Genomic DNA, 20,650 nt, shown 5'->3' with positions numbered 1-20,650 from the left:
GGCTAGTTGGTGCCGATACGGGCGAGCAGATCGACGATCCGGCTCTGCACCTCGGTGCTCGTGGACCGTTCGGCGAGGAACAGCACCGTCTCGCCCGAGGCGAGCCTCGGCAGGTCGGCCTGGTCGACGGCGGCCGTGTAGACGACCAGCGGGGTGCGGTTCAACTGCCCGTTCGCCCGCAGCCAGTCCACGATCCCGGCCCTGCGCCGCCGCACCTGAAGCAGGTCCATGACCACCAGGTTCGGCCGCAACTGCGAGGCCAGCGTGACCGCGTCCGCGTCGCTCGCGGCCCGCGCGACCTGCATCCCGCGCCGCTCCAGCGTCGCCGTCAGCGCGAGCGCGATCTCCGCGTGCTCCTCGATCAGCAGCACCCGCGGCGGATGCTGCTCACTGTCACGCGGGGCGAGCGCCTTCAGCAGTACGGCGGGGTCGGCGCCGTAGGCCGCCTCGCGCGTCGCCTGCCCGAGTCCCGCCGTGACCAGCACCGGAACCTCGGCGGCCACGGCGGCCTGACGCAGCGACTGGAGGGCGGTCCGGGTGATCGGCCCGGTCAGCGGGTCGACGAACAGCGCCGCCGGGAAGGCCGCGATCTGCGCGTTGACCTCCTCGCGCGAGTGCACGATGACGGGCCGGTACCCGCGGTCGCTGAGCGCCTGCTGCGTGGTGACGTCCGGTGCGGGCCAGACCAGCAGCCGGCGCGGGTTGTCCAGCGGCTCCGGCGGCAACTCGTCGTCCATCGGGCGGGGCTGCGGCTGGTCGGAGACCTCGACGGCTCCGCCCGGCCCGTCGAGCGGCTCGGGCCCCTCGGCGGCGTTCTCGTCCGGTGCCCCTATGGCGTACGAGCGCCCGGCGCCGTCGGTGAACCCGGGCAGCCGTGGATTGCCCGGGGCGAGCTGCGTCTGCCCGGCGAGCGAGGGCTGCGTGGGCGACGGCGCCTGGGGGGACGGCACCTGCCCGGCGAGGGAGGGCTGGCCCGGCAGGGACGCCTGGCCGGCCAGGGAGGGCTGGGCCGGCGCGGCGGGGGCGGCCTGAGCGGCCGGAGGCGTGGCGGGGGCGGCCTGGTTGCTCTGCGGGTGCTGCCGGGCCGTCGTCTCCGGCTGGCCTGCGGCGGGCTCGGGGCGGGTGCCGAGCTTGCGGCGACGACCGGAGCCGTTCGAGCCGTTGGTGCCGTGCGGGGGCGTGGCGGGCTGCGGCTGGCCGGGCGTCTGCAGCTGCGCCGCCGCCCGGGTGAACGCCACCCCCTGCCCGAGCGTCCGCACACTGAACGCCCGCCCCTGAGTCGAGTTCGGGTCGACCGGCGCGGTGGCGGCCTCGGCGGGCAGCGCCTGACCGGGCGGCCGGGGCTGCACGGCACGCTCCGGAGGGAGCGGCGCGGCTGCCGCCTGAGGGGCGGGGGCAGGAGCGGCGGCCGGGTTCGACGGTACGGCGGTGCCGGCGTCCGGGGTCTCGTCGTCGGCCGGGGGCCAGGGCTGCGGCTGACCGGCGGCGGCCTGGGTCGGGATCGCCTGGCCGGGGGCGAGGCCCTGGGCGAGGGCGGGCTGGGGCGCCGTACCCTGCGCCGGGACCTGCTGGGCAACGGCCTGGGCGGCCTGCTGCGGGGCCTGTTGGGCAACCTGCTGGCCCTGGACGCCCTGTGCGGGGACGGGCTGACCGGGAAGGGGCTGGTTGGGGAGAGGCTGGCCCGGGGCGGCTTGTGCGACCGGCTGCTGGCCGAGGGCGGGCTGGCCGGGGAGCGCCTGCGCGGGGAGTCCTTGCGCGGGAAGCCCCTGTGCGGGCACCGCCTGTCCTGACACGGCCTGCGCGACCTGTGCGGCGGGGACGGCCTGCCCCGGCACGGGCTGCCCGGGCATCTGCTGTCCAGGGAAGGGCGGCTGGCCGGGCATGGACTGCCCCTGGCCCGGTACGCCGCCCTGCTCCAGGCCGACGGCGGCGGCCTGGGCGGCCGTTGCCGGTACGGGAGCCGCCTGCCCGGGAGCCGGTACGGGCGTCCCCTGCCCGGGAATCCCGCCCGGCGGTACGGCCCCCGGCTGTTCCGGGGTCGGGCGTGCCCGGCGGCGGCCGGTCGGCGTGGACGTCGGGTGCGGCTGGGGCGGGGTGTGGTCGTCGTCGGGGTCGTGGGTGAGCCCGTCATGACGGCCACCGTCGTCGAAGCGGTCGCCGACCGGCCCGGCGGGCGCCTCGGGGGCGGCCTGGTCCGTCCGGTCGGCCTCGGCCGGGGGCAGGGCGAACACCGGACGGGGGCCCGCCTCCTGGGCGGCACCGCGCTCGGCGGCCGCCGCCAGGGCCCGGCGCCGACGCCCGGTGGGCTGCCCGCCCGCGCTCTCGTCGGCGCCGCCCTGCGCGGGAGCGGCGGGCAGGGCGGGCGGCAACGCGTGCTGCTCGCCCCCGGCCCGCCGTGCCGGAGCGCCCGGTACGCCCTGGGGCGGCACCGTCCCGCCCAGGCCGGTGCCCACGGCAGCGGTGCCCGCGCCGTGCTCGCCCGCCATGACGACGGCGCCTTCGGAGACACTGTCCTGCTCACTCACGTCGGCGCCCGCGCCCTCGACGGGACTGGGCCGACCGCGCCGACGCCCGGTACCGCCGTCCCCGTCGCCCGAGGGCTGGCCCTGGGCAGCGGGACCCGAGGACGCGGCGGCGGCCTCCTCGGCCGCACGCCTCCGGCGCCGCCCGGTGGGCGCGACCGCCTCGTTCCCGGAGCCACCGGAAACACCTGAGTCACCGGACTCGGCGTCGGGGTCCCCTTCGGGCGCACTCTCCGGACCGTCACCCTCAAGGAAGGCGTCCACGGAGGACCGCCGGGCCCGCCGCCGCCCGCTGACACCACTGTTGCCGTTGTCGCCCTCGGCCTGCCCGGGCACGGCGAGTTCGGCTCCGACGGCCGGGTCCGTGACCTCGGCCACCACCGCGCCCGCCCCACCCCCGAGGGGCACCTCAAGGACGTACGCGCTGCCGCTCATGCCCGGCACCTCGTGCGTCTGGAGCACTCCGCCGTGGGCGCGCACGATCCCGCGCACGATCGGCTCGTGCACCGGGTCTCCCCCGGGATACGGCCCGCGCACCTCGATCCGTACGACCTCACCGCGCTGCGCCGCCGCGACGACGACCGTGTTGTCCATGTACCCGCCCGCGGAGGCGGGCGAGTTGCCGGTCGCGTCGACGCCGGCGACGTCCGCGACGAGATGCGCGAGGGCGGTGGCGAGGCGCTGCGGATCGACCTCGGCCTCGATGGGCGGCGCGTGCACGGCGAACTGGACGCGTCCAGGGCCGATCAGTTCGACGGCCCCGTCGACACCGGCGGCGACGACCGCGTCGAGCATCACCTTCGTACGGGTGACGGAGTCGGTGCCCGTGTCGAGCCGCTGGTAGGAGAGGACGTTGTCGACCAATGTCGTGATGCGCGAGTAACCGGCCGACAAGTGATGCAGGACCTGGTTGGCCTCGGGCCACAGCTGACCGGCGTCGTCGGCGGCGAGGGCGGCCAACTCGCGGCGCAGCTCGTCGAGGGGCCCGCGCAGCGAACGCCCGAGCAGCACGAGCAGCTGCTCCTGGCGGCCGGCCAGGGCCTCGTACCGGTCCTTCTCGCGCTCGGCGAGCGCCGCGTACCGGTCCTCGCCGGCGGCGAGTTCCTCCTCGTGCTCCTCGCGCAGCTGCTCGGTCTCGGTGACGTGCTGCTGGCGCAGGGCGGTGAGTTCGGAGGCGTGCTCCTCGGCGACCCGCTCCAGCTCCTGCGCGTGCAGCTTGTCGGCGGCGTCCTTCTCCTCGGCGAGGGAGTCGTACGGGCGCCGGTCGGTGAAGGTCATCACGGCGCCGACGAGCTGGTCGCCGTCCCGCACGGGCGCGGTCGTCAGATCGACAGAGACCTTGTCCCCGCTCTTGGACCACAGCACCTGCCCGCGCACCCGGTGCTTGCGCCCGGACCGCAGGGTGTCGGCGAGCGGCGACTCGCCGTACGGGAAGGGCTCGCCGTCGGCGCGCGAGTGCAGGATCAGCGTGTGCAGCTCGCGCCCGCCGAGGTCGCTGGCCCGGTAACCGAGTATCTGAGCGGCGGCCGGGTTGACGAGTACAACTCGCCCCTCGGTGTCGGTCCCGACGACCCCCTCCGCCGCCGCGCGCAGGATCATCTCGGTCTGACGTTGCGAACGCGCGAGTTCGGCCTCGGTGTCGACGGTGCCGGACAGATCGCGTACGACGAGCATGAGCAGCTCGTCATTGGCGTAGCCGTAGCTGTCGTACGCCTGCTGGCCGTTCTCAAGATTCGCACTGGTGACCTCGACGGGGAACTCGCTCCCGTCCGTCCGCCGGGCGATCATCCGGGTCGGCTTGGTCTGCCCGTGCGGGTCCATGGAATCGGGGCGTCGCATGGTGCCGGGGATCAGCCGGGAGTCGAACTGCGGCAGCAGATCGAGCAGTCCGCGTCCGACGAGGGCGGTGCCCGGCGTCTCGAAGGCCGCGAGGGCGATCGTATTGGCGTTGACGACGGTCCCATTGGCGTTGACCAGCACCAACGCATCGGGCAGCGCGTCGAGTATGGCTGCGAGGCGAGCAGCGCCTCGGGATGGCCTGCTGCTCACGAGACGCTTCCTCCCTGTTACCGCACCTTGCCGACCGCGGGCGCCATCTTGCCAACCGGCCCGCAACGTGTCACGCGAGGGAGTCTAAGGGCAGTGGTTGCGCTCGCGACGCCGGATGAGAGGGAGGTCGCACGACGAAGTGACAGAGACCCGGTGACGGTGCACTTCACACCACTTATGCGGTACGGGACGCCTGTGACTGTGGTGTGAGGGCGTGCGGTGGGCTCCGCCGGGCCCCGGGCCGCTTGCCGAATGCCCTATCGAAGATCGGGGAGCAGCGGCACCAGCCGGTCCCAGCGGGCGGTCTGGCACCCGTTGCTGCGGTCGAACGTGGCGTCGACGGGACGCCCGGCCCAGGTCCCGGTCACGTGGGCGGTCGCGGGACCGCCGTACATCATCGTGCAGACGCTGTCGGGGGGTACGGGGGCGAACGGGTCCTTCCCCCACCTCGCTCCCCGGTCGAGCGACCCGCAGGCCCCCTCGACGTCCGGGTGACTTCCGCCCCCGGGATGACACTCCAGCTCGAACCGCCCGTCAGCGCGCCCGCCGGTGCCGCGGACGGTGACGGTGAGGTGATCGGAGGCGCGCGCCGCCGTGGGGACGAGGGGCGCGAAGGGGGAGAGCGGGCGGGTCTGGGGCGCGGTGTCGGCGTGCGCGGCCGTGGGCGAGGCGGAGAAGGAGGCGGCGGCGAGGGAGACGCCGGCGGTGGCGGCGAAGAGGACGCGGTGGAGCGGGATGACCTTGAACATGACCTGACTAACGCGTGACGCCGGGGGATGTTGCGCGGGCTGTGTCAGTGCGCCGCTGGGCGGCAGGTGCGGCAGGCGTAACGGCTTTGCCCTGCGCCCCGCCTGCCTAGTACCGTGGGAGGCGATTGGTGACACCGCGCTCGTCTGTGTCATCATCTGCACGCACCACTCGCGCTCGCGCGGGAGGTTGTGCTGGAGGCGTCGCCTAGTCCGGTCTATGGCGCCGCACTGCTAATGCGGTTTGGGACTTACATCCCATCGAGGGTTCAAATCCCTCCGCCTCCGCACCTGATCCCGAAGCCCTGGTCACGACTGACCGGGGCTTCGGCGGTTCCGGGGGCTGTTCCAGGCCGTTTCCGCAGGTCAGGCAGGGTGCGGCTAACGGATTTCACCTCACGCCGCCAGTCATGTAATGTTGTTCCCGCAACGCCGACCGGGTCGAAAAGCCCGCAAGGAAGAGCGAACAGAACAGAACACACAAGCACTCGTAGCTTAACGGATAGAGCATCTGACTACGGATCAGAAGGTTGCAGGTTCGAATCCTGCCGAGTGCACAGCAGACCAGAGGCCCCGTGGAGGAATCCACGGGGCCTCTGGCTTTTGCCTTGACGGCAGTGATTGACGGCAACCGCGTCGGTGGGCGTATCAGGCAGCGGTGAGGCATGCGCTCGGACGGACGTCATTCGTCCCATCTGTTGCCATCAGCTCCCCTGTTCCGATACAACCCGATACGCGTGGATCATCATCCACCGACCGCTCTGGACAGCGGTCCCGCGCCCTGGGCGGGTCTCCCGATGAACCTGTGTGCGCAACCAGGGGGTATCGCTGTTTTGGCTATGAATAAGCATGAAAAGGGATGTTTCAGTGCTGTGGCCGTCTTGGCTGCGGTGCTGCTCCTTCTTCTGCTGCTGGGATCATGTGATGACTGCGATGACGGCACGCCGACAACGGCGCCGAAGGAGCCCTAGAGCGAATGAAGCAGACTGGGCTGAGCGTTGTCGTGCACGATGCCAGCGACCAGGACGAGACTCCGGGCGCCGACTGGACAGTGTGCTTCGAGAAGGCGACCTTGACCAAGGTCGACTTTGCCGCAGTGCCGCACGGGGCGCCCTGCCCGAAGAAGGATGGTCAGCGCATTCCTTGGCCCAAGATGCCGAAGGTGATTGGCGTCACGTACGCCGAGGCAGTGGAGAGGCTTGAGGGCGACGCTGGCCGGGTCGCGATCGAGGCTGCTTACGCGGATGAGGCCGCTTACGACGCGGACAACGAAACCGGTAGCTACGCGAATTGGAAGGTGTGCTTCCAGAGCGTCAAGGCTGGGGCGTCCCTGGAAGACAAGCCCAGACGTCACCCTTCATGCCGTAGAGAACGGCGACGGGTGCCCGTCATCGAAGGGGCTTTACAAGGAACCCGCGAACGATCCGCTCTATGTTGCGCCCGATGTTGCCCCAGATGCCGGCTTGTCTGAAGACGACAACAGCAGCAGCGGAGGGAGCGATAGCGGCGAGGATGACTATTACCCGGGGGACCAGGGCGGGTGCCCGCCGGGTGGCTGTTACAACCCGTGTCCCCCCGGCGGCTGCCGGTAGGTCTCAAGGGCCCGCACCAATTCTGCTTCGGCGCGGGCCCCCACAGGCGGAGTGAGAACTTCGGTCACCTCAGGACGTCCCCGACGCGATCGAACGCCGATCGTTGTGAGTCGAGCCGTCCGAATGTGTAGATGTCCATGGTCACGCGGATCGAGCTGTGGCCGAGTACTTCCATGATCATGCGGGCGTCCGCGCCCTGTTCGTGGAGGAGTGACGCGCAGGTGTGGCGCAGGTCGTGCAGGCGGACCTTGCGGACGCCGGCGCGGACGCACAGTGCTTCGAAGGGGCGGTTCATGTTGCGCGGCTCGATCGGTGTCCCGTTCTTCGTGGTGAAGACGAGACCGTGGCCAGTCTCCTTCCAGTTGTCCCCGGCCGCCTTCTTGTCGGCGATCTGCTGGGCACGCTGAGCACGTAGCGCCGTCACACACTCAGCAGGCAGGGTCACGCGGCGGGCCGAGCGCTGGGTCTTCGGCGCGACGATCTGGCAGGCCGCCCGCTTCGCCGAGTACCTGAACACGGGCGCGGGCGCCGACAACACTGGCACCAACACCAACCGCCCCCAGCTGACGGCCGAGACGGAGGGCACCTACACGGTCTCCGCGTACCTGACGGGCACGGACGGGTGGGCTCCGCAGGGTAGTTGATCTTCCCTGGACAGGTATCTGGACAGGTGTATAGGCGCAGGGCCCCATCGTTCGCGGTGGGGCCCTTCCCCTTCATCTCTTCTTTCTGCTCCGTTTTCGCGCCCTTCCTGTGTCACCGTTGGGCCCATGACCGATCCCGTGGGGCGTGTGGCGGCTCGGAGTTCGCGAAGGGGCCGCCGTCCATGAATCTGCGTAGTCATCTTCTTCAGCGGGTGTTGGGGCTCGGCCCTCCCCTCACCCGGGATCTCGTCGTCCAGCGGGATCTGCGGGTTCCGATGGCCGACGGGATCGAGCTGCTGGCGGACCGGTGGGTGGCCCGGGGGCGGGAGGACGACGGGCTGCCCGTCGCGCTGATCCGGACGCCGTACGGTCGGCGCGGGGTTCAAGGGGGCGGTTCCGTACGGCTGTTGGCCGAACGCGGGTTCCAGGTGGTCGTGCAGAGCGCGCGCGGGACCTTCGGCTCGGGCGGGGTCTTCGAGCCGTTCCGGCGTGAGCGGGCGGACGGGCTCTCGACACTGGAGTGGGTGGTGAAGCAGCCCTGGTGCGCGGGGTCCGTCGTGCTGGTCGGGGCCAGTTACATGGGGTTCGTCCAGTGGGCCGTCGCCGATTCGCTGCCGCCCGAGGTCAAGGCGATGATCCCGATGGTGACCGAGTCGGCGCTCACCCTGGAGTTCCTGCGGGCGGACGGGTTCTCGCTGGAGACGCCGTTCGAGTGGGGCGTCATGGTCGCCGGGCAGGAACGTCCCTTCGCGGTGCTGCGCCAGATCGCCCAGGCCTCCCGGAACCGGCGGGCCCTCGCCACACTCCCGCTGAGCGGCGCCGACCTGGCCGCGCTCGGCCACCGCTCCGACTACCTCCAGAGCATCTTCGCCCATGACACCAACGGTCATGGTCCCGGCACCGACGACTGGGACGACCAGCTCGACCATCGGCATCGGGTGGCGGGTGTGAGTGTGCCGGTCAGTTCGATCGGGGGCTGGTACGACATCTTTCTGCCGGGGCAGTTGCGGGACTTCCGGGCCCTCCAGGAGGCGGGGCGGCCGGCGCGGCTCACCGTCGGGCCGTGGTCCCATCTGTCCCCGCACGGCACGCCGATCCGCGAGGCGGTCGAGTTCGGGCTCGCCCACGCGCGCGGGGAGGCGCCTCCGGAGCGGGCACCCGTACGGCTGTTCGTGATGGGCGGGGAGGAGGAGGGGAAGGGGGCCTGGCGGGACTTCTCCGCCTGGCCGCCCGTCGGGTACGCGGCCCGGCGGTTTCATCTCGGGGCCGGTGGTGTGCTCGGTGGCGAACCGGGTGAGCGGGCGGCGCACGACACCTATCGGTACGACCCCGCCGACCCCACCCCTGCCGTCGGCGGCGTCCGGATGGGCCGGGGCAGCGGGCGGGTCGCCAACGGGGAGTTGGAGGCGCGGGCCGACGTCCTGACGTACACGACACCCGAGTTGGAGGATGACGTCGAGGTCGTCGGGGAGGTCGGGGCGGAGATCTGGTTCAGGTCCAGCCTGGCCCACGCCGATGTCTTCGTGCGGGTGTGCGATGTCGACGCGCGTGGTCGGTCGTACAACGTGTGCGACGGGCTGGTCAGTGTCACCGGGGCCGATGAACTCCGCCTCGTCCGCGTCTCGTTGTGGCCCACCGCCTACCGTTTCCGGCGCGGGCACCGCATCCGGGTGCAGGTGTCCAGCGGGGCATTCCCGAGGTTCGCGCGCAACACCGGGACCGGCGAGCCGCATGGCACGGCGACGGTTCTGCTCGCCGCCGACCAGGAGGTCCATCACGGGGGTGGGTGTCCGTCGGCGGTCGTTCTGCCGGTGCGGGAGTGAGTGACCACCCGTTCCCCCGCATGTCTGGCTACGTGTCCGTCTCGCGGATCTTGTCCATGTACTCCCGGGCCAGTTGGCCTTGGCGCGTGAACCAGTCGGCCAGTACGGCGACTTCGTCGGGGGAGTAGTCGGCGATCAGGGCGGCCAGGCGGGCGTAGTACGGCTCGTAGAGGGCGTGCACCCGGGCCACGGCGGCCGGTTGGGCGGCCACGCGGACGCGGCGGCGGTCGTTCGGGTCGGGGCGGCGGGTGATGTAGCCCGCGCGTTCGAGGCGGTTGAGGATCCCGGTGACCGCGCCTGTGGTGACATGCGCGCGTTCGGCCAGGTCACCGGCGGTGAGCAGCTCCTCGCCCGCCTCCAGGACGAAGGCGAAGCAGGTGAGGTCGGTGACGTTCAGGCCGAGACGCCGGGCCATCTCCTGCTGGCTGAGCAGATGCGTCGCGATGGTGTGGTCCATCGCCGTGAGCATCTGGGCGGGGGACGCGGGCATGCGGGACGGGGCGGGTGGGCCTTGCGCGGGGCCTTGCATCGGGTATTGCCTTAGCTCGTGAGAGGTTTTGTGGTTAAACTGCTTACGGCGTGAGAGATTCTCGATTCTACGTGGGGAGACGCGGACGTGAGCACCTACGACGAGGGACACACCGTCGCCGGCTGGACCGGCACCGCCATCGGGACCGTCGGGTCCTGTGTGCTCGGCCTCGGAATCTGTACGACCTCGGCCCTCGCGGTGACGGGCGGGATCGCGGTACTCGTGGTCGCCGTACTGGTCACCTGGGTGCTGCATCTCGCCGGGTGGGGGAAGGCGCCGGGCGTGCGGCCGGTCGGCGAGTGGCGGATGCGGGAGCGGGACCGGTCGGCGCGGGCCGGGCATCCGGGGTGTGTGGGGTGCCGGTTGGCGGGGCGGGGGCGGCGGGTGAGTGGTACGGCCGTCAGCACCGGCGCCGAGGCCGTTCCGGAACGCGCCTGAATCTCTGCCTCTCTGCCTCGCTAGCCATCTGAACTGGTCTTTTGCTGGTCGAGGGGGCGTTGTCAGTGGCAGCCCGTACTCTCGCAAGGGATGGCACAGGCATGGAGATGCTCGGGGCTGCGCTGGTCGGCGGACGGTCCCGTGCTGCGGTGGGACGGTGGGCGTGACAGTGCGCTGACGTGGGGAAAGAGGGTGGCCTTCGGGGTCACGGAAGGGGGCGTACGGACATGTGTGGGAGCGCGGGGCAACGCCTGTCCGATACGGGCGGCGGTGTCGGGGCGGAGTACGGGGGCGCGGTGCGAGGAGTGCGCGCGGCTGGACCGGGCGCACTCGGTCGCCGCCGACACGATCGCGGACGACCCACGCCCCTATCACGTATATCTGGCCTGGTTCGGGCCCGGCATGACCAAGGTCGGCATCACGGCGCTGGAGCGGGGCTCGGCGCGGCTGCTTGAGCAGGGCGCGGTCGCCTTCAGCTGGCTGGGGTCCGGCCCGCTGATGGCCGCCCGGCGTACGGAGGAACTGCTGCGCGCCGCGCTCGGGGTCCCGGACCGGATTCCGTACGCCGACAAGCGGGCGGTGCGGGCCGGGTTGCCGGGCACCGCGGCGGAGCGGGCCGTCGAGGTCGAGGAACTGCACGCCCGGGCGGTGGGGTTGGACGCCTGGCCCGAGTCCCTGGAGCGGGCGCCCTGCCAAGTCGTCGACCACGTCGGGGTGTTCGGGCTGGCGGGGGTGGCGTCGGCCGTGGGTGCGGTGAGCGAGCTGACGGCTGGTGGCGTCGTCGGGGGTGAGCTGGTGGCGGCGGCCGGGCCCGATCTGCATCTCGACCTCGGGGACGCGGCTGAGGACGGGCGGGGCGTGGTCGTGCTGGACACGAGGCTGATGACGGGGTGGGAGCTGGTGCCGGTCGGGAGCGGTGGACTCACTGTGCCTGTGCGGGAGTTCAAGGGGACGAAGGGGGCGCGGGAGGCGGCGGGGGTGCAGGACGGGTTGTTCTGAGCCGATTCAGGGGGGTACCGAGCTGAGGAAGGTCTGACATCGGTATGAGGATGAGGTGAGAAGAGGAGGTCGGAGGGGACGAATCGGGCGTACGGAAGTGGCGTGCGCAACGTCGGATCAGGTTCGCCCAGGAGACGCACAGGATGCCCTCTGGTGGCCTCAGGGGCTTGTCGTCAACGGGGCCGGCGGCCTGCGTGGCCGGGGAAAGGGCAGGTCAGGACGGGTATGGGTGGGGCGGGCAGGGTTGGCCGGGCGGGGCCGTAAGCGACATTTGGGCGGCGGATTCCCAGAGGTTCCCTGAGAGGCGCCTGTGAGTTTCTCAGGAAAATCACAGGTTCCAGAAAGCTTGCTCTCAGAGGACACCGACAAGGTGTCCGCTATGACCACGACCTCGCCCCAGGGGCGCACCGAACTGCTGAGGCCGGACGGGAGCCCCGTCCGAGTGCTTGTGGTGGACGACGAGCTGTCGATCACCGAGCTGCTTTCCATGGCCCTCCGCTACGAAGGCTGGCAGATCCGCAGCGCGGGTGACGGAACGGGCGCGGTGCAGACCGCGCGCGAGTTCCGGCCCGACGCCGTCGTACTCGACATGATGCTGCCCGACATGGACGGCCTCACCGTCCTCGGCCGGCTGCGGCGCGAGCTGCCCGACGTACCCGTGCTGTTCCTGACGGCGAAGGACGCCGTCGAGGACCGGATCGCGGGCCTCACCGCGGGCGGCGACGACTACGTCACCAAGCCCTTCAGCCTCGAAGAGGTCGTGGCACGGCTGCGCGGCCTGATCCGGCGCTCCGGTGCCGCCGACCGCCGCTCCGACTCCGTACTGGTCGTCGGTGACCTCACCCTCGACGAGGACAGCCACGAGGTGTCCCGTGCCGGGGAGGGCATCCACCTCACCGCGACCGAGTTCGAGCTGCTCCGCTTCCTGATGCGCAACCCGCGGCGCGTGCTCAGCAAGGCCCAGATCCTCGACCGCGTGTGGTCGTACGACTTCGGCGGCCAGGCGAACGTCGTCGAGCTGTACATCTCCTACCTGCGACGGAAGATAGACGCCGGGCGCGAGCCGATGATCCACACCCGGCGCGGTGCCGGGTATCTGATCAAGCCCGCCGGCTGATCCGTACTCGGCGTGGGGCGGGCATGTGTTCGCCCTCATAGTCGCGGGTCGGTCGGTTCCCCGGCGTACGGGACGGCGCGCGGTCAGAATGTAGGGCGCGTCAATGGTGGTGCCGCTCCGGAAGACGTAGTCGAGCCCGGCAGGAGGGCAGCACGGTGAGCAGTCAGAGGAAGTCGCACAGGTTGCAGCGGAAGGCGCGGCAGAACAAGCCGCGGACGCTGCGCACGCGGCTGGTGGTCTCGGCGGTCTCGCTGATCGCCGTGGTGTGCGCCGTGATGGGCACGGTGACGACCATCGCGCTGGAACAGCACCTCTACAAGCAGCTGGGCACCCAGGTCAGTGAGGCCGCCCGGCGCGTCGGCCCTCCCCCGAACGGGCCCGGTCAGGGCGGTGGCAACGGCACCCCGCCCGAGGGGGCGCCGGGGGCCGAGAACGACTCGTCCTCCTCGGGTTCCTCGTCCTCCACCGGCAACAGCACCACCTCCGGCGCGGGCACGGGTACGCAGACCGCCGCGCAACGGCTCACGGACTTCATGAAGAAGGGCGGGACGCAGGAGGACACCGTCGCCGCCAGCGTCGACGCGAACGGCGGCGTCACCCAGGCCTACATCGCCAAGATGCAGTCGACCACGAGCACGAGCACGAGCGACACCGGCGTCAGCGACATGGAAGCCGTCGCGCTCAACGAGACGCAGAGGTCCGAGCTGGCCGCCGTTTCCCGGGACGGCGGTCTGCACACCGTCACCCTCACCGGGCTCGGCGAGTACCGCGTCAAGTACACGACCGGAGACCGGGGCAGCTACTACGTCGCCCTCCCCACCGACTCCGTGACCGCGACCATCAACACCCTGATCCTCGTAGAGGTCAGCGTCACGACCGCAGGCTTGGTCGCCGCCGGTATCGCCGGCTCCGTGCTCGTCGGAGTGGCCCTGCGCCCCCTCCGCAAGGTCGCCTCCACGGCCACCCGCGTCTCCGAACTCCCGCTGCACACCGGCGAGGTGACCCTCAACGAGCGGGTCGCCGAGTCCGAGACCGACCCGCACACCGAGGTCGGCCAGGTCGGCGCCGCCCTCAACCGCATGCTCGACCATGTGCACGGCGCCCTGCACTCACGCCAGCAGAGCGAGATGCGCGTACGCCAGTTCGTCGCGGACGCCAGCCATGAGCTGCGTACGCCGCTCGCGTCGATCCGTGGATACGCCGAGCTGACCAGACGTGGACGTGAGGAGACCGGGCCCGACACCCGGCACGCCCTCGGACGGATCGAGTCCGAGGCCGGGCGGATGACCCTCCTCGTCGAGGATCTGCTGCTCCTGGCCCGCCTGGACGCGGGGCGCCCGCTCCAGTTCGACCAGACTGACCTCGTCCCCCTCGTCGTGGACACGATCAGCGACGCGCGCGCCGCCGGCCGGGACCACAACTGGCGGCTCGACCTGCCCGACGAACCCGCGCTGGTGTCGGCGGACGCGGCCCGGCTCCAGCAGGTCCTGGTGAACCTGCTGGCCAACGCCCGTACGCACACACCGCCCGGTACGACCGTCACCGCGCGCGTGCAGCGGCGCGGGCCGTGGCTGTGTGTGGACGTGCAGGACGACGGACAGGGCATCCCCGCCGATCTGCTGCCGCATGTGTTCGAGAGGTTCGCGCGAGGCGACTCGGCGCGCTCCCGTTCCACCGGGTCGACCGGCCTCGGGCTCGCCATCGTGCAGGCCGTCGCGACCGCGCACGGCGGTGCCGTGACCGTCGACAGTGTGCCCGGACAGACCATCTTTACGGTGCATTTGCCAGCTCTTGCCCCCGAAACAAACTGGCAATCGGACTCACAGGTACAGCACAGTGCCACCACATGGGTGGAACAGGGGGCCTGACGAAAGTCGGTCCTATGCGAACCGACTCTTCTCCCGGCACTCTGCCGGCGCGGGAGCACCTCCCGGCCGGAGACGCCGGTACGCCTGTCCTGGACGTAGTGATCCCCGTCTACAACGAGGAGAAGGACCTCCAGCCATGTGTGCTCAGACTGCACGAGCACCTCAAGCGCACGTTCCCGTACGCGTTCCGCATCACGGTCGCGGACAACGCGTCGACGGACACCACCCCTCAGGTGGCCGCGCGGCTGGAGGCGGAGATACCGGAGGTCAGGTCCTTCCGGCTGGAGCAGAAGGGGCGCGGCCGGGCCCTGCGGACAGTGTGGTCCGCGTCCGACGCGCCGATCCTCGCCTACATGGACGTCGATCTCTCGACCGACCTCAACGCCCTGCTGCCGCTGGTGGCACCGCTGATCTCCGGTCACTCGGACCTCGCGATCGGCTCCCGGCTCGCCCGCTCCTCGCGCGTCGTGCGCGGTGCGAAGCGGGAGTTCATCAGCCGGACGTACAACCTGATCCTGCGCGGCTCGCTCCAGGCCCGCTTCTCCGACGCGCAGTGCGGATTCAAGGCCATCCGGCGTGATGTCGCCCAGATCCTGCTGCCGCTCATCGAGGACACCGGCTGGTTCTTCGACACCGAGATGCTGGTGCTCGCCGAGCGCGCCGGACTGCGCATCCACGAGGTGCCGGTCGACTGGGTCGACGACCCGGACTCGACCGTCCACATCGTCAAGACGGCGACCGGCGACCTGAAGGGGGTGGTGCGGGTGGGCAAGGCCCTGGCCTCCGGCTCGCTCCCGCTGGACCGGCTCGCCCGGCCCTTCGGCGACGATCCGCGCGACCGCGACATCAAGGACGTACCCAAGGGGCTGGCCCGCCAGCTCGTCGGGTTCTGTGTGGTCGGCGGGATGTCGACCCTCTTCTACCTGCTGCTCTACAGCGCCTTCCGGGGCTTCGCCGGCTCGCAGATCGCCAACGCGCTCGCGCTGCTGGTCTCCGCGGTCGCCAACACGGCGGCCAACCGGCGGCTGACCTTCGGGGTGCGCGGCAAGGGCGGTGCCGTCCGCCACCAGGCGCAGGGCCTGGTCGTCTTCGGCATCGGACTCGCCCTGACCAGTGGCTCGCTCGCCGCCCTCAACGCGGCGACCAGCGACCCCGGTCACTCCACGGAACTGGCGGTGCTCATCGCCGCCAACCTCGCGGCGACGGTGCTGCGGTTCCTGCTCTTCAGGGCCTGGGTGTTCCCGGACCAGCGCGACGAGCCGGCGGCCTCGACCGTCGTGGCCTCGCACACGCCGAGTTCACCCACGTACCAGGCCTACACCTCGACTTCGTACAACAACGCGCAGTACGGCAACTCGCAGTACGACAACGGCTCGTACGGCAACTCCCCTTACCCCACTGACCAGTTCCGCGCCGGTGAAGTCGCGGACCGCACCTGGGGGGAGCCGACCACGCGGCTCCGGCCGGTGCGCCCGAACGATCTCCAGGATCCGAGGAACCCGCGATGACCACCGCTCACTTCGACCAGACGACCTATCCGCCGCCGGACTCACCGCACTCATCGGACTCATCGGACTCAACAGCCGTACAGCAGACGGTGGTTACCGACACCGCCGTGCCGGCGCCCTCCTCCGGTGAGCCCAACCAGCCCTTCGTGCACAGACTGTGGCGCGGGCGGCCCGAGGACAACCGGTGGGTACGGCCCGCGTTCCTCGCCACGCTGCTGGTGATCGGCGCGCTGTACTGCTGGAACCTGACCGCCTCCGGATACGCCAACTCCTTCTACTCGGCGGCGGTTCAGGCCGGCAGCCAGTCCTGGAAGGCCTTCTTCTTCGGCTCCCTCGACTCGGCCAACGCGATCACCGTCGACAAGCCCCCGGCCTCCCTCTGGCCGATGTCGCTGTCCGTCAGGGTCTTCGGCCTCAAATCCTTCGCGATCCTGTTCCCGCAGGTCCTGATGGCCGTCGCCACGGCGGGTGTGCTGTACGCGTCCGTGCGGCGCCGGTTCAACGCCACGGCCGGTTTCCTCACGATGGCGGTGTTCGCGCTGACGCCCGTCGTCGCGCTGATGTTCCGCTTCAACAACCCGGACGCGCTCCTCGCGCTCCTCATGGCCGCCGCGGTGTACGCGACCCAGCGCGCCATGGAGAAGGCCGAGACGAAGTGGCTGCTCTGGGCGGGTACGGCGATCGGTTTCGCCTTCCTGGTCAAGACGCTCCAGGCCTTCCTGATCCTGCCGGTGCTCGCCCTGGTCTATGTGATCTTCGCGCCGACCAGCGTGCGCAGGCGCATCGGACAGGTGCTGGCCGCCGGTCTCGCGATGGTCGTCGCAGGCGGCTGGTGGGTCGCGATCGTCGAGCTGTGGCCGGCGTCCTCGCGCCCCTACATCGGCGGCTCGCAGAACAACTCCTTCCTTGAACTGACCTTCGGCTACAACGGACTCGGCCGTATCAACGGCGAGGAGACCGGCAGCGTCGGCGGCGGTGGCGGCGGAGGCGGCACCGGAATGTGGGGCGAGACCGGCTGGGACCGGATGTTCAGCTCCACCAGCGGCGGCCAGATCTCCTGGCTGATCCCGGCCGCGCTGATCCTGCTCGTCGCGGGCATCTGGGCCGGCCGCAAGGCCACGCGCTCGGACGGCGTCCGCGCCGCGCTCCTCCTCTGGGGCGGCTCGCTGCTGATCACCATGGTGATCTTCAGCTTCATGCAGGGCATCTTCCACGACTACTACACCGTCGCCCTCGCCCCCTACATCGCGCCGCTGATCGGTATCGGCGCGGCCCTGCTCTGGCGGGAACGGGACAAGATGTGGGCGTCGCTGACGCTCGCGGGTGCCATGACGGCGACCGCGGTGTGGGGGTACGTCCTCCTCAACCGCTCCTCCGACTACCTGCCCTGGCTGAAGTGGCTCGTGCTGGTGGGCGGTCTCGTCGCCGCGCTGGGTCTGATCTTCGTCAACCGGCTCGGGCGTCAACTGGCCCTGGCGGTCGTCGGGTTGAGCTTCGCCACGGCGCTGGCCGGTCCGACGGCGTACTCCCTCACCACCCTCAACGAGGGTCACACCGGCTCGATCGTCACGGCCGGTCCGTCCGTCCAGGGCGGTCGCGGTGGCCCCGGCGGTGGCGGTGGCGGCGGTATGGGTGGCGGTCCCGGCGGCGGTGGCGGCATGGGCGGCCAGCAGGGTCAGCAGAACGGCAACGGCAACACCCAGGGCAACCAGCAGGGCGGTGGCGGCATGGGCCAGCCCCCGACCGGCGGCAACGGCGGCGGCTTCCCCGGCGGCGGCAACGGCCAGAGCCAGGGCAACGGCAACACCCAGGGCCAGGGCAACCAGCAGGGCGGCATGCCCGGCGGTACGACCGGCGAGGGCGGCGGCATGGGCGGCGGCGGTGGTGTGGGCGGTCTGCTCAACGGCGCCAGCGTCACCAGCGAGGCCAAGGCCCTGCTGGAGAAGAATGCCAGTCAATACACCTGGGCGGCGGCGGCCATCGGCGCGCAGAACGCGGCGAGCTACCAGCTGGCCACCGGCGACCCGGTGATGGCGATCGGCGGCTTCAACGGCACCGACCCGTCCCCGACGCTGGCCGAGTTCAAGAAGTACGTGGCGGACGGCAAGATCCACTACTTCATCTCCAGCGGCTCCGGCGGCGGCATGGGCGGCAGCAGCAGCACGACGAGCACGTCGTCGCAGATCAGCTCGTGGATCGAGAGCAACTTCAAGAAGGTGACGGTGGGTTCGGCCACCTTCTACGACCTGACGCAGCCGACGAGCAGCAGCTGATCAGCATCCGCTGAGGTTCTTTTCCAGGGTGGTGGCCCGGGGCGATCTCGCTCCGGGCCACCGCTTTGTTATTTGTTGTACGCCGTACAGGAACTGTTCTACGGTGTATAACATGTCTACGTCCCTCCAGAGCCGGAGTCAGGGCCACCCCCAGCGCTGGCTGATCCTCGGTGTCATCTGTCTCGCGCAGCTCACCGTGCTGCTCGACAACACCGTCCTGAACGTCGCGATCCCCTCCCTCACCCGGGAGCTGGGCGCCTCCACCTCCGACATCCAGTGGATGATCAACGCGTACTCGCTGGTCCAGTCGGGCCTCCTGCTCACCGCCGGCAGCGCGGCCGACCGCTACGGCCGCAAGAAGATGCTGATCGCGGGTCTCGCCCTGTTCGGCGTGGGCTCACTGGTCGCCGGACTGGCCGACAGCACCGGCCAGTTGATCGCGGCGCGGGCCGGGATGGGCGTCGGTGGCGCACTGCTGATGACGACCACGCTCGCCGTGGCGATGCAGATCTTCACGCCCGAGGAGCAGCCGAAGGCCATCGGCATCTGGGCCGCGGTCAACTCGCTCGGCTTCGCCACGGGCCCGCTCATCGGCGGTTTCATGCTGAACCACTTCTGGTGGGGCGCGATCTTCCTGATCAACCTGCCGGTCGCGGCGCTGGGGTTGGTGGCGGTCGTGGCGCTGGTCCCCGAGTCGAAGAATCCGCAGGGCGACCGCCCGGACCTGGTGGGTGCGGTGCTCTCGACGATCGGCATGTCCTCGCTGGTGTTCGCGATCATCTCCGGCCCGGAGCACGGCTGGACCTCCGGCCGCGTACTGGTCCCGGCGGCCGTCGCGGTCGTGGTCCTGGGCGCCTTCGCGTACTGGGAGAGCCGTATCCCGTACCCCATGCTCGACATGCACTTCTTCCGGAACCGCCGGTTCACGGGCGCGGTCGCGGGCGCGGTGCTCATCACCTTCGGGATGGGCGGCTCCCTCTTCCTCCTCACCCAGCACATGCAGTTCGTGCTCGGGTACGGCCCATTGGAGGCCGGCCTGCGCACGGCGCCCCTCGCGCTCGCGATCGTGGCCCTCAACTTCACCGGCGTGGCCGCGAAATGGTCGGCCAGGCTCGGCACCCCGCTCGCCATCGGGCTCGGCATGACGGCGATGGCGGCGGGCCTGGTCTCCATCGCGACGGTTGCCTCCGGCGGTTACGCGGGTACGTTGCTGGGTCTGCTGCTGATCGGGACGGGGGCCGCGGTGGCCAGTCCGGCGATGGCGCACGCGATCATGAGCTCGATTCCGCCGGAGAAGGCGGGTGTCGGGGCGGGGATCAACGGCACGGTGGCGGAGTTCGGGCAGGGGTTGGGGGTCGCGGTGCTGGGCGCGGTGCTGAACTCGCGGTTCGCGGCGGTGGTTTCTGTTGCGGCGAGTTCCCTGCCGGGGGCGTTGGCGGAGGCGGGGTCGGCGGCGGAGAGGGTTCGGATCACGGAGGCGTTTGCTTCTGGGCTGGAGACCAGTCAGTTGGTGGGGGCGGTGGCTGTGTTGCTGGGTGGGGTTGTTGCGGCGGTGTTGTTGCGTCGGGCGGAGAGGGCAGAGTCTGAGGTGGGTGTGGTCGCCTAGTGGGGTGGGGGTTCTGTTCGATTGCGGCTGCTGCGGCGTCGTGGCTGGTCGCGCAGTTCCCCGCGCCCCTTTAGGTCGGCTGCGGCCTAGCATCTTTGTAAGTGAACGTACGTATTGGAAGGCGCGCCATGGCGAAGGCAGTTGAACGGCCTGCGCGGACCAGTGTGTGGCTGGACGGGAAAGCCGCGCGCCGGAGTGGTGGTGGCCGTGGGGGACAGCCCTCCGGGCTCGACCGGGATCGGATCACCGAGGTGACCGTCCGGCTGCTGGACGCGGAGGGGCTGGCGAAGTTCTCGATGCGGCGTCTCGCCGCCGAGCTGAACGTGACGGCGATGTCCGTGTACTGGTACGTCGACACGAAGGACGATCTGCTCGAACTCGCCCTCGACGCGGCCTCCGCCGAACTGCGCCTGCCCGACCCGGAGGCCGACGGCGAGGACTGGCGCGACCAGTTGCGCGTGCTGGCCGGTGAGTACCGCTCCCTGCTGGTCCGCCACCCCTGGGTGTCGCCGCTGGCCGGGACCTACCTCAACATCGGTCCGCACTCGCAGGCCTTCTCGCGTGTGGTCCAGCGCGTACTCCGCCGCACCGGCCTGCCCCCGCGGGGGCTGACGGGTGCTATCGCCGCCGTTTTCCAGTTCGTGTACGGGTTCGGCACGGTGGAGGGCCACTTCATCGCCCGCTGCGCGGACGCCGGCATGACCCAGGACGCCTACTTCCGGCACGCCATGAGCGCGGTCGGTGCCGCCCCCGAGACCGCCGAGTTCATCCAGGAGTCGGCGGACATGATGGCGGCACGGGGCGGCGGCACAGTGGAGGAGATGCGGGAACGGGACTTCGACTTCGCCCTGGAGCTGCTGGTGGCGGGCATCGAGGCGATGGTGGAAAGGGCCTCAAATTGAGGTGCGTGCAGGCTCCACGCTGGTCAGACTCGCG

Annotated in this window: 14 protein-coding genes and 2 tRNA genes; 12 read left to right on the top strand and 4 right to left on the bottom strand. The window is 70.8% G+C overall.

The genetic code is table 11. The features are described 5' to 3' along the window. Window positions 1-2: 2 nt before the first annotated feature. Both ACFYXF_RS10525 and ACFYXF_RS10520 read right to left on the bottom strand, forming a co-directional pair. On the bottom strand, window positions 3-4,571 hold the full coding sequence (locus ACFYXF_RS10525) for a PAS domain-containing protein (RefSeq protein ID WP_389349154.1): 4,569 nt from the start codon (window positions 4,569-4,571) through the stop codon (window positions 3-5). A 257-nt stretch (window positions 4,572-4,828) separates the two neighbouring features. Next, complete coding sequence (locus tag ACFYXF_RS10520; RefSeq protein ID WP_389349153.1) at window positions 4,829-5,320, bottom strand: SSI family serine proteinase inhibitor; 492 nt, start codon at window positions 5,318-5,320, stop codon at window positions 4,829-4,831. Between the two features lie 194 nt (window positions 5,321-5,514). On the opposite strand from ACFYXF_RS10520, the gene ACFYXF_RS10515 reads away from it, so the two are divergent. The 3 genes from ACFYXF_RS10515 (at window position 5,515) to ACFYXF_RS10505 (ending at window position 6,788) form a co-directional block, all read left to right on the top strand. Next, window positions 5,515-5,605 (top strand) — tRNA-Ser (locus ACFYXF_RS10515). A 196-nt stretch (window positions 5,606-5,801) separates the two neighbouring features. Continuing rightward, window positions 5,802-5,874 (top strand) — tRNA-Arg (locus ACFYXF_RS10510). Window positions 5,875-6,293: 419 nt separating this feature from the next. Then, complete coding sequence (locus ACFYXF_RS10505) at window positions 6,294-6,788, top strand: hypothetical protein (protein WP_389349152.1); 495 nt, start codon at window positions 6,294-6,296, stop codon at window positions 6,786-6,788. 185 nt (window positions 6,789-6,973) lie between these two features. Here the strand turns inward: ACFYXF_RS10505 and ACFYXF_RS10500 are convergent, their stop codons facing one another. Further along, window positions 6,974-7,495 (bottom strand): tyrosine-type recombinase/integrase, encoded by a 522-nt coding sequence (locus ACFYXF_RS10500; RefSeq protein WP_389349151.1) that lies wholly within the window; start codon window positions 7,493-7,495, stop codon window positions 6,974-6,976. A 240-nt stretch (window positions 7,496-7,735) separates the two neighbouring features. Between ACFYXF_RS10500 and ACFYXF_RS10495 the strand changes: the two genes are divergently transcribed. Then, window positions 7,736-9,376, top strand: coding sequence for a CocE/NonD family hydrolase (locus tag ACFYXF_RS10495; RefSeq protein WP_389349150.1), 1,641 nt, complete (start codon window positions 7,736-7,738; stop codon window positions 9,374-9,376). Window positions 9,377-9,404: 28 nt separating this feature from the next. On the opposite strand, the gene ACFYXF_RS10490 is transcribed toward ACFYXF_RS10495, so the two are convergent. Beyond that, the gene (locus ACFYXF_RS10490; RefSeq protein WP_389349149.1) at window positions 9,405-9,833 is read right to left on the bottom strand and encodes a MarR family winged helix-turn-helix transcriptional regulator; all 429 of its coding nucleotides are present in this window, start codon (window positions 9,831-9,833) and stop codon (window positions 9,405-9,407) included. Window positions 9,834-9,992: 159 nt separating this feature from the next. Between ACFYXF_RS10490 and ACFYXF_RS10485 the strand changes: the two genes are divergently transcribed. The 8 genes from ACFYXF_RS10485 to ACFYXF_RS10450 all read left to right on the top strand — a co-directional run bounded on the left by ACFYXF_RS10485 (window position 9,993) and on the right by ACFYXF_RS10450 (window position 20,616). Then, a complete protein-coding gene (locus tag ACFYXF_RS10485; RefSeq protein WP_389349148.1) occupies window positions 9,993-10,343 on the top strand; it encodes an HGxxPAAW family protein in 351 nt (116 codons plus the stop codon). Window positions 10,344-10,433: 90 nt separating this feature from the next. Further along, window positions 10,434-11,342, top strand: coding sequence for a DUF2797 domain-containing protein (locus tag ACFYXF_RS10480; protein ID WP_389349147.1), 909 nt, complete (start codon window positions 10,434-10,436; stop codon window positions 11,340-11,342). A 379-nt stretch (window positions 11,343-11,721) separates the two neighbouring features. Beyond that, window positions 11,722-12,459, top strand: coding sequence for a response regulator transcription factor (locus tag ACFYXF_RS10475; RefSeq protein ID WP_235476918.1), 738 nt, complete (start codon window positions 11,722-11,724; stop codon window positions 12,457-12,459). Window positions 12,460-12,734: 275 nt separating this feature from the next. Beyond that, window positions 12,735-14,327, top strand: coding sequence for an ATP-binding protein (locus ACFYXF_RS10470; RefSeq protein ID WP_389349459.1), 1,593 nt, complete (start codon window positions 12,735-12,737; stop codon window positions 14,325-14,327). Window positions 14,328-14,341: 14 nt separating this feature from the next. Continuing rightward, complete coding sequence (locus tag ACFYXF_RS10465; protein WP_389349146.1) at window positions 14,342-15,835, top strand: glycosyltransferase; 1,494 nt, start codon at window positions 14,342-14,344, stop codon at window positions 15,833-15,835. Then, window positions 15,832-18,108, top strand: coding sequence for an ArnT family glycosyltransferase (locus ACFYXF_RS10460; RefSeq protein ID WP_389349145.1), 2,277 nt, complete (start codon window positions 15,832-15,834; stop codon window positions 18,106-18,108). The genes ACFYXF_RS10465 and ACFYXF_RS10460 overlap by 4 nt, the downstream gene beginning before the upstream one ends. Before the next feature lie 112 nt (window positions 18,109-18,220). Then, the gene (locus ACFYXF_RS10455; RefSeq protein ID WP_389349144.1) at window positions 18,221-19,714 is read left to right on the top strand and encodes an MFS transporter; all 1,494 of its coding nucleotides are present in this window, start codon (window positions 18,221-18,223) and stop codon (window positions 19,712-19,714) included. A 128-nt stretch (window positions 19,715-19,842) separates the two neighbouring features. Next, window positions 19,843-20,616 (top strand): TetR/AcrR family transcriptional regulator, encoded by a 774-nt coding sequence (locus tag ACFYXF_RS10450; protein WP_389349143.1) that lies wholly within the window; start codon window positions 19,843-19,845, stop codon window positions 20,614-20,616. Window positions 20,617-20,650: the final 34 nt, after the last annotated feature.

The sequence above is a fragment of the Streptomyces sp. NPDC002680 genome, assembly GCF_042889145.1.
Lineage (GTDB): Bacteria > Actinomycetota > Actinomycetes > Streptomycetales > Streptomycetaceae > Streptomyces > Streptomyces adonidis.
This window is presented reverse-complemented; position numbering and strand designations above follow the sequence as displayed.

Excerpts from the sequence above, each read along its gene's own strand:
- ACFYXF_RS10520 (WP_389349153.1), bottom strand. The coding sequence starts at position 5,320 with ATGTTCAAGGTCATCCCGCTCCACCGCGTCCTCTTCGCCGCCACCGCC.
- ACFYXF_RS10505 (WP_389349152.1), top strand. The coding sequence starts at position 6,294 with ATGAAGCAGACTGGGCTGAGCGTTGTCGTGCACGATGCCAGCGACCAG.
- ACFYXF_RS10495 (WP_389349150.1), top strand. The coding sequence starts at position 7,736 with ATGAATCTGCGTAGTCATCTTCTTCAGCGGGTGTTGGGGCTCGGCCCT.
- ACFYXF_RS10490 (WP_389349149.1), bottom strand. The coding sequence starts at position 9,833 with ATGGACCACACCATCGCGACGCATCTGCTCAGCCAGCAGGAGATGGCC.
- ACFYXF_RS10480 (WP_389349147.1), top strand. The coding sequence starts at position 10,434 with ATGGCACAGGCATGGAGATGCTCGGGGCTGCGCTGGTCGGCGGACGGT.
- ACFYXF_RS10475 (WP_235476918.1), top strand. The coding sequence starts at position 11,722 with ATGACCACGACCTCGCCCCAGGGGCGCACCGAACTGCTGAGGCCGGAC.
- ACFYXF_RS10470 (WP_389349459.1), top strand. The coding sequence starts at position 12,735 with ATGGGCACGGTGACGACCATCGCGCTGGAACAGCACCTCTACAAGCAG.
- ACFYXF_RS10465 (WP_389349146.1), top strand. The coding sequence starts at position 14,342 with ATGCGAACCGACTCTTCTCCCGGCACTCTGCCGGCGCGGGAGCACCTC.
- ACFYXF_RS10460 (WP_389349145.1), top strand. The coding sequence starts at position 15,832 with ATGACCACCGCTCACTTCGACCAGACGACCTATCCGCCGCCGGACTCA.
- ACFYXF_RS10455 (WP_389349144.1), top strand. The coding sequence starts at position 18,221 with ATGTCTACGTCCCTCCAGAGCCGGAGTCAGGGCCACCCCCAGCGCTGG.
- ACFYXF_RS10450 (WP_389349143.1), top strand. The coding sequence starts at position 19,843 with ATGGCGAAGGCAGTTGAACGGCCTGCGCGGACCAGTGTGTGGCTGGAC.